The following is a 13,539-nucleotide window of genomic DNA, read 5'->3' as shown; positions in this document are numbered from 1 at the left end:
CCCGCCCTATAGCCCCATTTGCGCCAACACATCAGCGATCACCCATTCGGGGAATTGGCGTTGAAATGGCAATACGTCCGCTGGCATATATTGGGTCATGCCCGTTGCCCGCAATTTCAGGCCAGTATGAACAAACGCATTGGTGCCCGCCGCGCCGCCCCAGCCAAAGGAGCCGGCTTGTTGACCCAGCCCGACGCGTCCGCCCGCGCCATGCCCCGCTTGGTCGATCCAAGTGCCCGACACATCAACGCCAGCGGGCAGCAGATTGGACATGCCCAGTTTTGCGGTTTCGAGCGCCATGATCCGTTCCCCGTCCAGTTCGCCAAAATTCATCAACATATGCAGGAACCGGTCATAATCGCGCGCGGTCGAAGCCATGCCGCCGCCGCCCGAGGGGAATGCCGGGGCATCAAGATACACGCTATCTGCCGCAGGGTCGATCGGGATCAAGCTTCCGAATAACAAGCCGTAATTGGTCGTAAGGCGCGGAATTTCGGATTTGGGCACTTGGAAATAGCTACTGTTCATTTTCAACGGATCGAATATCCGCGCTTTCAAAAATGCACCAAATTCCATGCCGCTGACCACTTCGATCACCCGGCCCATCAGGTCGAGGCCAAGCGAATAGCTCCATTTTGTTCCAGGTTCGGCGATCAATGGCAATTTCGCGAGCCGTTCGGAAAATGTTTTGAAATCGGGCGTGGGCGCGGGCTTGGGGAAGCCGGGAAGCTCTAATTTGCTGACCGCGCCGGGGGCAAGTCCATTTTCCAGATAGGCCTGAAGCAACGGGCCTTTCGTTATGATCGTATAACCCAATCCTGCCGTATGGGTCAGCAGATGGCGAACGGTAATGGCATTTTTGGCGGGCACGGCCTCTAAACTATTGGCCGGATCGGTCAGCACCGTCATGTCCTTAAATTCTGGTAGGAAATCGGAAATCGGTTGATCCAGCTTCATCTTGCCTTCACCGATCAGGATCATCGCGGCCATGCCGGTTACAGGCTTTGTCATTGAATAGACCCTGTAAATCGTATCAATGTCTACAGCGTTGCTATCGCCCAGCGCCAATGTCCCCGCCGCAATCACCTCTGGCGCGGCGCTGCCCCGGCCGATCGCGGCCAAGGCGTTCGCAACTTTTTTCTGCGCAACAAATTCGGTGATTTTCGCCCGCACAGTGGGATAGCTGTCTTGCGCCATCGCCCATAACGGCGCTGGCATCGCCGCCGCCGCAGCGCCCAAACCCGCCAAACCCAAAAAGCCCCGCCGGCCTAAATTGGCAGTTTCTATTTTCCGATATTGCATAATAATCTCTCACCCTTCTTGCCTGCCCTTATTGGTTCAGACGGTATCTCAATCTTCAATCTCTCCGTTCGGCCAATATGGCACGAATTGCTTTGGAGAATAAGGTCGGCAAACCCGCTTTGTCGAGCGAATTTATCGGCCAATATTCTCCAAAATCTGCGCGTGGCGGCCCTTCCGTAACGGCAATGCGCATCTCAAGCGTAAAATGGGTGAAGCTATGCTGAACAATTTTATCCGACAGTTGCCAATTGGCCGCAAAAGGGGGCTGGCCATCTCCGTCGCTGCGCGCTGTCCAGCCGTCATCGGGCAACGCGCGCATATCGGCGAGCATCCCCTTGTTTGCCCTTTTCACGAGCAGGATATGGCCCTCCCGCTGCACCCAAAAAGCGGTCCCTTGGCGCAGCGGCTTATCCTTTTTGAGCGGCTTTACCGGATATAACTCCGCCTGCCCCGCCTGATGCGCTGTGCAAAAGGGTGCCAGCGGGCAACGCGCGCATTGCGGCGATTTTACGCTGCATAGGCCCGCGCCCAAATCCATCATGGCCTGCGCAAAATCGCCGCTGCGCGCGTGTGGCGTAATCGCATCCATTGCCGCACGAATGGCGGGTTTGGCGGCGGGTAATGCCTGCCCTATGGCAAATAACCGCGTAACCACCCGCTCCACATTGGCATCCACGACAACCGCCCGCTGACCAAAGGCGATCGCGGTTATCGCCGCTGCTGTATAAGGCCCAATGCCGGGCAGTTTTAACAGTTCAGCCTCGCTTTGCGGCAGGAAGCCGCCATATTGATCCACCACCACCCGCGCACATTTCAGCAGGTTTCTGGCCCGTGCATAATATCCCAGCCCCGCCCATGCCGCCATAACATCGGCATCCTGCGCCGCCGCCAGCTGCGCAAATCCGGGCCAGCGGGCGGTGAATTTTTCGAAATAGGAAATGACCGCTGCAACCGTCGTTTGTTGCAACATGATTTCCGACATCCAGACATGATAGGGGTCAGGAAGGCCGCCGCCGGGCGGCACTCGCCAAGGTAATGTCCGCGCATGCACATCATAATGGGCCAGCAAAATGGCCGATATATCCCCAGTTTTTTTACCAAGATGTTGGACGATGCTCATAGAAAATGGCATGGAATGAAGCATGGATGAAAGCAAGTCATCAAAAAGCCCTAAGGCCGTAAAGGGCACGGCAAAGCCCTATCGCCGCCCGCGCGGCGGGGACGCGAGGGCCGTATCCGATTTAATGCCCGAAATTGGCCGCGCCGCTTTCCGCCGTTTTGGCTTTGTGCAAAGCAGCGTGGTTAGCCGCTGGCATGAAATTGTGGGAGATCGCTATGCTGCTGTTTCCGAACCGCAATGCATCCGTTTTCCCATGGGAAAAAAATCCGAGGGCACGCTGGAGCTGATCGTCGAAGGCGCGCATGCCCCCATGATGCAGCATGTGTTTCCAGAGATTATGGAGCGCGTGAACCGCTTTTTTGGCTATACCGCCGTTGCCAAAATCAAAATGCGTCAGGGCCGGGTATCGCGCCCTGATAATGTTCATAAACCATCCATCCCGCCCTCTTTAAAGCCTATACCATTGGAATTGGGCGATAGCCTGCGCGATATTGCCGATCCAGAATTGGCGGCGGTATTGGAATCTCTCGCACAAAGCCTTGTGCACAACGATAGCCTTGCCAAAGCGGACAAGTGAATGCAGATGGTGCTGACAATAATAAACGGGTCGATGATATGAATATTTTGAAAATAGCAGCAATGCTGTCTGCCGCAATTCCTGCAACGATGGCTATATCAGCCAGCGCAGCCGGCAGCGCGGCCGCCGAAATTTCTGCAGATGGCGAGGCGCCCGCCGTTACCAACTGGACCGAAAATTTTGGCGAAACGCCGCTTGGCAGTTTCATCGTCGGTAACCCCGATGCGCCGATAAAGCTTGTTGAATATGCGAGCTATACCTGCGGTCATTGCGCAACATTTGAAAGCAACGACGCTCCAATTTTGAAGGCGGAAAAAGTCGCAAATGGTTCGGTAAGCTTTGAAATTCGCAGCCTGGTGCGTGACCCCATCGACCTTATCATGGCGTCGCTTGCCCGGTGCGGCGGTAAGGACAAGTTTTTTGGCAACCATCAATTCCTGATGGCGAAACAGCGCGAATTTTCGGGCCGCGCGGCGCAGTTAACCGATCCAACGATTGATTTGCTGCGTAAGCAAGATTGGAACGGTTTCCTTGTTGCGGCATATGCTGAAATGAAATTAGGCGAATTGATGCAGGAGCAATCCATCACCGATACGCAGGCAAAAATCTGTTTGTCGGATAAAGCGGCGACCGAAAATCTACTCGCGGTTACCGATGATGCTGGCCCCAAATATAATATTCAGGGAACACCCAGTTTCCTGATTAATGACAAATTGTCAGACGCGCATAATTATCTATCGTTAAAACCGTTATTGGCGGCTCCAACTATTGAACAAGAAGGACAGTGAGATGAAAAGCAAATTTGCATTATTGGCATTTTCGGCAATGGCGCTATCGCTATCGGCCTGCGGATCGGACAAAAGCGGCGCCCCTGTATCAGGCGAGCCCTTGGCAAAAGTCGCCGCTCCTGATGGCAAAAGCTGGACCGAAGTCATCAGCAAAACCGAACAGGGCGGCTATAAAATGGGCAATCCTGATGCGAAGCTACAACTGGTCGAATATGGGGCCATCACCTGCCCCGGTTGCGCGCAATTTCACGTCCAATCAAAAACCGAATTGGAAGAAATGGTGGCAACCGGCGTTGTCGCATTTGAATTCCGGCCCTTCCTTGTCCACGGTATTCAAGATGTGCCCGGTTTCCTGCTCGCAAAATGCAATGGCCCCGAGGCGTTTTTTGGGATTAGCGACCAAATGTATAACCGGCAGGCCGAATGGCTCGGCAAAATGCAGACTTTGAGCGAAGCCGACCGAGCAAAGGCTGGGACGCTGCAACCTAATGACTTGATCAAATTCCTCGCCGAAAAAATGGATCTGGTGAATTTTGTGAAGCCTTTGGGGGTTAGCGAAGACGCGGCCAATCAATGCCTGTCCGACCAAAAAACATTCGAAGCCTTGGTCAAGGAAAGCGAAACCGCCCAAAAAGACCAGAAAGTATCCGGAACGCCTGCTTTCTTCCTGAATGGCGCAGATTTGCAAGTCGGCAATTGGGCAGGAGTGAAAGCGGCGCTTAAAAATGCAGGCGCCAGTTAAACGGTGCAATTGATGACCAGACAGTTTGACGGTAATCACAAGGGCATAAAAGCTTGCGGATAAAATCGCTCAAACTGGCTGGCTTTAAAAGCTTTGTTGAACCTGCTGATCTGAAAATCGAAAGCGGCTTAACCGGCATTGTCGGGCCAAATGGCTGCGGCAAATCCAACCTGTTAGAGGCGATCCGGTGGGTGATGGGCGAGAACAGCGCGAAATCCATGCGCGGCGGCGGAATGGAGGATGTCATCTTTGCTGGCACGGCGTCGCGCCCGCCCCGCGATTTTGCCGAGGTGACGATCCGCGCTGAACGCGATGTGGGGGAACCGGCCGCTGGATTTGCGTCCAATGATGATGACCCCGAATTAGAGGTTACCCGCCGGATAGAGCGCGGCGCGGGCAGCGCTTACCGCGCCAATGGCCGCGACGTGCGGGCAAAGGATGTCGCGCTAATCTTCGCCGACGCGGCCACCGGCGCGCATAGCCCTGCGCTGGTCAGTCAGGGACGCATCGGCGCGATCATCGCCGCCAAGCCGCAGGAAAGGCGGCAAATGTTGGAGGAGGCAGCCGGAATATCCGGTCTTCATGTCCGGCGCAAAGATGCCGAGCAAAAATTGCGTGCCGCCGAAAATAACCTCGAACGATTGAGCAATATCTTGGCCGATATGGATGCGCGGGCCGGGCAGCTGCGCCGTCAGGCCAAGCAGGCCGAGCGTTACCGCAAGCTGACCCAAGACATCGCACAAGCCGAAGGACGGTTAATCTTTGTCCGCTGGCGCGAAGCCAAGCTGGCGGCGGATGCGGCGCGGGCCGAAGCAGAGGCAGCCGCCGAAAAAGTTACAGCCGCCGCCGCCGTGCAAAATGCTCTGTCGGAAAAGCAACATGCCGCCGTCCAACGCCTTGCCAATGACCGTGCCGCCGCAATGGCAACACGCGATTCAGCCAGCGACATAGCCGGAAAGCTGATCCAGTTATCCGGTGAACGCGACCGTATCATGCAGCGGCAGGCCGATTTGACGGCCCAAGCTGCACGGATTTCCGGTGATGCGGCGCAAGAGGATAAGCTGACCCACGATGCCGCCGAAGCGCTCCAATCCTTGCAGGCGGAGACGGCGAAGCTGGCCAAAGAAATTAAACAGGTTGAAGAAGGGCGCCCCGCGCTTATCCGCGCCGCAGACACAGCCGAGCGGCAAGCGCGCGAAAGCGAAGTCGCGCTGGCCAACGCGATGGCAGAACAGGCCAAGGCGGAGGCGGAGCTGCGTGTGGCCGATGCCGCAGTGACGGCAGCGCAAAATAGGCATGAGCGTGCCAACAAAGACCTGACGCGGGTAAACGAAGAGTTGGCCGCCATCGGCAGCGAGGCCGAACTGACCCGCATTCGGGACGATGCCATCGCGGCCGTCGCCCGTTTGCAGGCTGAGCTAGAGGCGGCAAATGCTGATATTGCCAAGGCCGAAGACGCCCGCACCGGCCTATATGCGCAGCGCGAACAGGCCGAAAGCGCCCTGTCATCGGCCAAGGCAGAGCTGGCCGCGCTAACGTCCGAACAATCCGCCTTGGAACGGGCGGTCCGGGGGCATGGCGGCGATAAAGCCATCGATCAGATTAAGGTGCAGCCCGGATATGAACGCGCCCTTGCCGCTGCGCTAGGCGATGATTTGAGCGCCGCGATCGGGGGCGCGCAGGGGCGCCGCTGGACCGCCAGTGTAACCAGCAATGCGGCGGACGGGCCAAATCTGTTGGACCATGTCGATGCACCGGCAGAGCTGCAGCTGCGGTTATCGATGATACAGGTGGTGGAGCGCGACGATGGGCAATGGCTTAATCCCGGGCAGCGGCTGGTTACCAAAGACGGCAAATTGCGCCGCTGGGACGGATTTATCGCAGAAGATGATGGCGCAGCCGCCGCAGAGCAGTTGATCCGCAGCAACCGGCTCGACCAATTATCAAAGGCAATCCCGCACTGCTTACAAACCGTCGAGGCACAGCAGAACGAAACGCGCGCCGCCGCCAGCGCCATCGACGCGGCACAATCCGATTTACGCGCCCGGCAACTGGCGCGGCAGGAAACAGAAAATGCCCTGCGTCAGGGCTTACGCGATGCCGACAAGGCGGAGGATGCGCTGGTTCGGATGCGCGAGGCGGAGGCGGCGTTATCCGCCCGCCTGACAAGCGCGACGGAAGAATCTATAGCGGCACAGCAAGAGGTTACCGCCGCCCGTGCCGCCCGTGCGGGCCTGCCCGACGCCGCGCAGCATAGCCAGTTGGTCAACAAATTGCAGCAAGAGGGCAATGCCGTGCGGCAAATGCTGATGCGGGCGCAGGCCGATTTATCGGCGCTGGATCAACAATTGGCGCAAATGAAACAGCGCCGCGCGGTGGCGCAGGCCGAAATCCGCAGCTGGCAAGACCGCGCCGGAGAGGCCGAGCGGCGCATCTCCGAAATGCATAAGCGCAAAGCCGACATCGCCGAAGAGCTTACCGCGATGGAGGGACGGCCCGATAGGCTGTCCGCCGAGATTGCGAGGGCCGAGGAAACCAAATCCTCTATCGCAGAAAAGCTGGCCGCGCTGCAAACCGCCGAGCAGGCGAGCGAAGCCGCGCTAAAGTCCTTAGAAGGCGAGCTGGCCGATGCCTCAGAAACGCTGTCTTCGGCCCGTGAAGCGCGAGCAGGCGCGCAGGCACGGGCGGAAAATCAGGAGCTTCGCCGTGTCGAAATGGGCCGCGTGTCAGGCGAGCGTTTTGAATGCCCACCCCCGGTTTTGCCGCAAAAATTGGGCTTTGACGAAGCCGATTTGGAGGAGACGGCGGCGGAGTCGGCACGTCTGGAAAGACTGCAAGCCGACCGCGAACGCATTGGGCCTGTCAACCTGATCGCATCGGATGAACTGGCCGGGCTGGAGGAGGAACAGGCCAAAGGGCTCGCCGAAAGTGAGGAGCTGTCCGAGGCGATAAACCGCCTGCGCGGCTCAATTGGCAGCTTAAACCGAGAGGGCCGGCAAAGGTTGCTCGCCGCGTTTGAAGCCGTGGATCAACATTTCCGCCGCCTCTTCACTACGCTGTTTAACGGTGGTCAGGCGCATTTGGAGCTGATCGATAGCGACGATCCCTTGCAGGCGGGCCTTGAGATAATGGCGCAGCCGCCGGGCAAGAAACTCGCCTCGCTCACCCTGCTATCGGGCGGGGAACAGGCGCTGACCGCCGTGGCCTTGATATTCGGCCTGTTCCTCACCAACCCCGCGCCAATCTGCGTGCTTGATGAGGTCGATGCGCCGCTCGACGATGCCAATATCGAACGCTTTTGCGACCTGCTCGACGTGATGCAGCGGGAGACCAACACCCGTTACTTGATCGTCACCCATAATGCCGTGACGATGAGCCGGATGCACCGCCTATTCGGTGTCACCATGGTCGAACAAGGCGTCAGCCGCCTGGTCAGCGTGGACCTTGGCGGCGCAGAGGAATTGCTGGCTGCGGAATAGGTGCCATTTTGGCCAAGGTGACAAAAAGTTTCAGATGTTACGCGGAGGCGCGGGGGGTTACGACCGCACCTTCATCGGATCACGCAGGCCGAGCGCACCGCGGATGGCACAGCGCCACTTAATCGCGCAATGACGCAAAGGAGAAGAAGGGGCTAGGCCTGCCCCGCAACCTCAACGCTCCGCCCCGCCATCTTCAAAATCTTTGCGCCTTCGCGTGAAATATTCTGTCCTCCGCCTCGGGCGCAAGGATCAGATGGACATGATTGGGTACCAACACCCAACTCCAAATTCCAACACCATTCGCAACGGCATGTTCGCGCAGCAAATTGCGATAATGCACATAGCCTGCGTCCTCAAAAAACGTCAGCTACCGGCCATTACCACGCTGCGTCACATGATGCGGAATTCCAGGAACAACAATGCGTGCCAGACGAGCCATGGCATGCGCATAATCGGGCAACAGAGTAATGCAATAATTAAATGCACTGTCACCGTAATTCCCCGGGCCTGCGGCCTTGGGATTTACAACGGACGTTGGGTCGGCTCTTCCTTGATCCAGAACAGGTCTGGCCGGAACAATGTCTTCAACTCCGCGCGACGCGCAGAGAAGCGCTCGAAGTCATCGACCACATCATTGAGCTTGTCGGTTACCCGCACAACCGTCACCCCGTCCAGCTCATCAACCGGGAACCCCGCAGCTCTGATCCGTGCCGCGTCCACTTCGCCCGCATAACCTTCGCCATAAGCCATCGCCCAACCAATATTGGGAAGACCCGGCTTGGCAGGGCCGCCGAAGGAACCTGTGCGGAACCATGAGTCAACCTCATAATCCTGCCAATGCAGTTCCGGTTCTGTGAACACATGCAGCATCCCCATTTCAGGATGCGAAAGCTGAACCCAGCCGTCGAACAGATGGTTGAAGTCAACATCCTTAATCCAGCGGCACTCAAACCATAGACCAGCAAGATGCTTGTGATATTTAATGTCAACTATCCCGTGGTTGATCATCCCACGACTGGCCAGACTGGACTTGCGCTTCCATGCCGGTCCATGGAAGTCTTCGCTAAACGCCTTCCCATCGACCAGCGTCTTGACTGGCATAGCCCACCAATTAGCAACAAAGTCATCGATTCCGAGAAAGGGGTTCTTGTAGCTTTCGGTCGTTGACAACCACTCCGGAACGAGCCGCTTATCTTCGTCGCAAAGGCTTTGGATGAATGCACGACCAAAGGCTTCCGCTTCTGTTTCGGCATTGGTGTCGATTGAAATCAATATGGTTGGCTTGGTCATGCTGGGCTCACTTTCCGAACGGCGTCAAAATATCGGTTGCCGGATCATAGCGGTAGACGCCGCCGCCAACCTGCCGGGTAACTGCACGAATTTGATCGAGTAATGGTTTGGAAATGTTTTGATTTCTAGGGCTGACCACAAGATTATAGGGCTGCCCAGTCTTGACCGCATACTCCAACTGTGCGGTCAACTGCGGGGACCGCGAAAGATTGATTACATCCTTGAATTCGACAAGGCCAGCTGGTCGCCCTGCAGCATCAAAAATTGTCGTTACGCCATTCTGTGTTATCGAAGTGGTGTTCTTGCCCAAACCGACATGGCTAAGAATTCCCTTGATCCCCGCCTGCTCAAAGGCACGCCCATTAGCAGCATTCAACGCAAGCTGTTCTGCCTTGGAGAGCGCTCCACCCTTTGCGGCGTTGCTTAGTCTGAGCGCGGCTGCGCTGCTAACTGTCAAAACTGGGGTTGTAACATTCACTCCTGTTACGCCTTCACCAACAATTACAAGACCGTTGGTAATTTGCGGCGCATAGGTCAATGAAGCGGTATAGACAGCGGGTGCCGCAACGCCCAGGCCCGCGAGTCCCGCAGGTAATCCGATCCCTGCAAATGCAAGCTTATATATCTCAAAATAAGCTGCATCGCGGGCTTCATCAATAAAACGCTGTTCCTGTGCGAAGGCGTGTAGCACGGCGTTATCCTGTTCAGAACCGATAATCCGTTTATCGCTATTTAGAAAGCTTGCAAGCCGTTTATCATGCTCCCGTTGGAATGGTGTTGGAGCGGCTGGTTTAGCGCCAAGGGAATGGAGGTAATCGTTGTAGCTAAAATCGTCTGTTTTGCTGGCTGTATCGGTTCCGGTCTCCGTGGTTTCCTCTATACCTGCTTTTTGTTTAAAGATTTTTTGGTGAATTTCTTCAAATAAAACATTTGCCTTACGATTCATGTGTATGTTGGCGCGAAAAATGGCCTTTTCACTATCAGAGAGAAGAGAATAACTCTCAGGCATAGAATAAGCAAATGGGTGGCTGTATCCGACCAAGGAGGAGAGATCAGCGGTCACAACGATTGCATCCTCGCCAATAGTTTGGCCTCCCTCGTTCACCGCGCTGTTGCCGGTCGCCTGTGCATTGTTGCTGCTGGCTATGGTCAAGGGAGCGTTGCCGCCCCCGCCTCCTGCTGTGACGCCATTGCTGATGGCGCTGAATATCGCCCCGCCGATGACATCGGGGATGGCGGCGAGGATGTTGCGGCCGAAGTTTGAGCCTTCAATCGCCGAGCGGGTTGCCGCAATGGCCAGTGTGGACACTGCGCCGGTCCCCAAATGCGCCAGATGGTTGGTGATTGTGTTGTTATTTTCAAGGCCGGACAAACCGCCTCCTGCAAGATGCCCCGCCGCCGCGCCCGCACTCGCCGCTGCTACACCGGCCCAACTAAACTTATCCTGCAAGCCGGTCGCCCTGCCAATGCCTTGCGTAATCGCGCTCGACAATCCAGCGCGCACGGTGCTGCTGACAAAGCCGGAGTCGCCAAGGAAACTCGCGACCTTGCTGAACGAGCCGAGTTGACCCACCTTACCAAGTTCACTCACCCCTTTAAAGGCGCCGCCCACCGCCCCGCCGAGCGCGGCAAGGCCGACGGCTTTCCAGCTGAACTTTTCTTGTATCTTGGTGGCGACGCCTATCCCTTGGCTGATAATAGAGGATGCCGCGCCGACCAAAGCGCCGCCGACAATACCCCCTGCCACAACAGCGCTGCCCCCCGTTAACGCCGCCCCTGCTGCTGTTATCGCCCCAATGCTTCCCGTCGCGCCGGAAAAAAGGCCAGAGAAGAAATTGGCAACGGGCGATGCCGTCAAAGCGGTAATGGCGATTGCTATAGCCGCAAGCAGGATGAAGCCCAACACCCCGCATTTGGGTTTTTTCGGCGGGGCGGCGGTGGTGGGGAGGAGGTCGCCGATGGCCTCGCTGGGGTTATAGGGGGTGACCGTGCTGGCGTTATAGCTATTGCGCGTGACGCCTGCGGGCAGGATCAGGCTTTGGCCTTCGGTTAGGCTGGACGCAGCGCTCAGCCCGTTGGCCTGCGCGATTTTATACCAGAGCGAGGCATCGCCATAAAGCTGCTGCGCGATCGATTGCAGCGTTTCCCCGCCGCGCACGGTGTAACCGCCGCTGCCCGATCCTTGATTATAGCTGTTGAGCGGATCGTAGCTGTTGATAAAGTCGCTGTAGGATTTGCCAGAGATGCCGCCGCCGCGGAAGGTGCCTTGGGTGGTCGGCGCGGCTTTTTGCCGTTCGGTTATCGAGGCGGCGGCGCTGATATCGCTGGTGCCGTTATTGCCGACATAGCCCATTTGCCGCCCGCCAAAGCGGTACCAAACCTCATGCGGATTGCCGCTTTGTCCAGCGATCGTGCCGCTTTCGCTGCGCCGGATAATCTGACCCAGCTCGTCATTGGTGAAGTTGACATTGCGCGGTTTGCCGTCGGCAATATACGCGCGGGTCAGCTGTCCTTGAGTGTCATAATAGAAGGTGGTGGTGTAGATGGGGTTGGACGATGATCCGGTATCGCTGTCATTGGTGATCGTCGCCTGCACCGCGCCGTCGCGCCAATAATATGTGTTGGTCGTCAGCGTATCGGGCGCATCGCCATCAATGCCATTTTTCCAATTGCGGCTCGATACACTCGTCGCGCTGCCCAAGGCATAGCTTGCCGCATTATTCGCCGTGCCGTCATAATCATAAGTGGTCAGCGAGCGAAAGGTGTCATAGCTTGTGCTGGTCGGGCTGCTTAATCTGCGGTTGGAAACATCGTCGCTGGTCAGTTGGCTTTTTCCATTATAACTTGCCGTGCGGCTGTAAGCCACCGTGACACCATCGGCCTCATAATCGGTTTGGCTTGTCTGACGGCCCATCAGGTCATCGCCAAAGACAGAACGTAGCGTGCCTTTGCCCGGTGTACCAATGCTGGTTGACGCGTTTAATTGTCCATAATTATTATCGTCAACCAGCTCTAATGAACCGGTGCTATATATTTTCGTTAATGTGCCATTAGCAGCATATTCAAAATCTTCCCGTTGGTTACTAACATAATTAACTAGGCGTGTTAAAAATCCGTAGCCGACATAATAGGTGTCGGTGAAAGACCCTTGGTAACTTTGCACTACATATTCACGTTGACCCGCCGCATTATAGACTATTTCCTGTCCGCCCGTTGAGGTGGCATTTCCGACCTTCCTTATGATCGTGGTGCCGGCAGCGCCTACGGCACCAGACAGTTCACCGCGATCGGTGACAAGGCGGTTCATACTATCGAAGCGGAACCAGTAATCTTCGGTTTTTGTACCAGAAGCGGTCCCCGTTGCACTGAGTATACTATTTACACTTGTCGTGCGCCGGATATTACCAGTGGCGTCATATTGATAGGCGATGCTGGCCGCTGGGGCAATTGTGCTGCCGGTTTCAGCCCAGCTGGTTAGCCGGCCCAATGCATCATAAGAGGCGGTTTGGTTTTTACCCGAGTTTGCCGTTGAAATTTGCGTACCAGAACTCCACTGCTTATATGCTATGACAGTAGCATTGCTTGCGACCGCAGTGGTTATTACGGTTCCAATCTCGGATAATCGTTGGCCCAATTTGTCATAGCTATAATCAACGCCAGTATTGTAATTGTTAGCTATTGTACCAATCGGCTGTGCATATTGGGCAGGGATAATTGTTTCAACATATTGTGAAAATTTATATATCCGCGCCAGCTGCCCTGTATTGAAGTAGCTATAGTTGGTGGCGAGACCATTGGTGATCGCTGCAGTCATCCGTCCTGCGATATCATAGGCGTAGGTTGTGATGTTAGAACCGAGATCATTTTTATAGGTTGCGCGGCCATAGACGTCGGCTTTTTCGGTCAACGTCTTGCCGGTTGATGTCGAGTCATAAAAATAGGTGGTCACTTGTGTCCACCCGCCGGTGACGATGCCGCTGATCGCTGCGATGCTTGCGTCCCATGTGTAGCTGGTAGTGGTTAGGTCGCCGCCAAAAGCGCGCTGTGATATGATCCGGCCTTGCGTGTCATAATCGGTGGTTTCGATGCCAAGGCCCAATGCTGCGGGAGCGTTATTCCAATGTTTGATCTGCTGGCCCAGGCCATCATAGGCATAATAATCGGTCAGCCCGCCTGCCTGATTGACCTGGATCACCCGGCCCAACCGATCATAGACCATGGTGGAGACGCGGCCGATCTCA

8 protein-coding genes are annotated in these 13,539 nt (G+C 56.2%); 4 read left to right on the top strand and 4 right to left on the bottom strand.

Annotation, left to right across the window (positions count from 1 at the left end; all coding sequences use genetic code 11):
• Positions 1-6 precede the first annotated feature (6 nt).
• Both ACFOWX_RS02810 and ACFOWX_RS02805 read right to left on the bottom strand, forming a co-directional pair.
• The gene (locus tag ACFOWX_RS02810; RefSeq protein WP_381421094.1) at positions 7-1,302 is read right to left on the bottom strand and encodes a serine hydrolase domain-containing protein; all 1,296 of its coding nucleotides are present in this window, start codon (positions 1,300-1,302) and stop codon (positions 7-9) included.
• Positions 1,303-1,357: 55 nt separating this feature from the next.
• Positions 1,358-2,422 carry an A/G-specific adenine glycosylase gene (locus ACFOWX_RS02805; protein ID WP_381421092.1) on the bottom strand — a complete coding sequence of 355 codons (1,065 nt, stop codon included), beginning with the start codon at positions 2,420-2,422 and terminating at the stop codon, positions 1,358-1,360.
• Positions 2,423-2,444: 22 nt separating this feature from the next.
• Between ACFOWX_RS02805 and ACFOWX_RS02800 the strand changes: the two genes are divergently transcribed.
• From ACFOWX_RS02800 to smc, 4 genes are read left to right on the top strand one after another with little or no spacing between them, the layout of a single operon-like run.
• Complete coding sequence (locus ACFOWX_RS02800) at positions 2,445-2,999, top strand: DUF721 domain-containing protein (protein ID WP_381421090.1); 555 nt, start codon at positions 2,445-2,447, stop codon at positions 2,997-2,999.
• Positions 2,996-3,787, top strand: coding sequence for a thioredoxin domain-containing protein (locus tag ACFOWX_RS02795; RefSeq protein ID WP_381421088.1), 792 nt, complete (start codon positions 2,996-2,998; stop codon positions 3,785-3,787). The genes ACFOWX_RS02800 and ACFOWX_RS02795 overlap by 4 nt, the downstream gene beginning before the upstream one ends.
• Before the next feature lies 1 nt (position 3,788).
• Positions 3,789-4,529 carry a thioredoxin domain-containing protein gene (locus tag ACFOWX_RS02790; protein WP_381421086.1) on the top strand — a complete coding sequence of 247 codons (741 nt, stop codon included), beginning with the start codon at positions 3,789-3,791 and terminating at the stop codon, positions 4,527-4,529.
• A 53-nt stretch (positions 4,530-4,582) separates the two neighbouring features.
• Positions 4,583-8,008, top strand: a complete 3,426-nt coding sequence (gene smc / locus ACFOWX_RS02785; RefSeq protein WP_381421084.1) for a chromosome segregation protein SMC — start codon at positions 4,583-4,585, stop codon at positions 8,006-8,008.
• A gap of 522 nt (positions 8,009-8,530) precedes the next feature.
• On the opposite strand, the gene ACFOWX_RS02780 is transcribed toward smc, so the two are convergent.
• Entirely contained in the window at positions 8,531-9,298 is a 768-nt protein-coding gene (locus tag ACFOWX_RS02780) for a hypothetical protein (RefSeq protein ID WP_381421082.1), read from the bottom strand.
• Between the two features lie 7 nt (positions 9,299-9,305).
• Positions 9,306-13,539: putative toxin (locus ACFOWX_RS02775; RefSeq protein WP_381421080.1), on the bottom strand; the 4,234-nt coding region annotated here is incomplete at its 5' end.

The sequence above is a fragment of the Sphingorhabdus arenilitoris genome, assembly GCF_042651485.1.
Taxonomy (GTDB): domain Bacteria; phylum Pseudomonadota; class Alphaproteobacteria; order Sphingomonadales; family Sphingomonadaceae; genus Sphingorhabdus_B; species Sphingorhabdus_B arenilitoris.
The sequence above is the reverse complement of the archived record's forward strand: the minus strand, read 5'-3'. Positions and strand labels throughout refer to the sequence as shown.

Bases quoted from the DNA above. Each gene is read 5' to 3' on its own strand.
- ACFOWX_RS02810 (WP_381421094.1), bottom strand. From the start codon at position 1,302: ATGCAATATCGGAAAATAGAAACTGCCAATTTAGGCCGGCGGGGCTTT.
- ACFOWX_RS02780 (WP_381421082.1), bottom strand. From the start codon at position 9,298: ATGACCAAGCCAACCATATTGATTTCAATCGACACCAATGCCGAAACA.
- ACFOWX_RS02800 (WP_381421090.1), top strand. From the start codon at position 2,445: ATGGATGAAAGCAAGTCATCAAAAAGCCCTAAGGCCGTAAAGGGCACG.
- ACFOWX_RS02790 (WP_381421086.1), top strand. From the start codon at position 3,789: ATGAAAAGCAAATTTGCATTATTGGCATTTTCGGCAATGGCGCTATCG.
- ACFOWX_RS02805 (WP_381421092.1), bottom strand. From the start codon at position 2,422: ATGAGCATCGTCCAACATCTTGGTAAAAAAACTGGGGATATATCGGCC.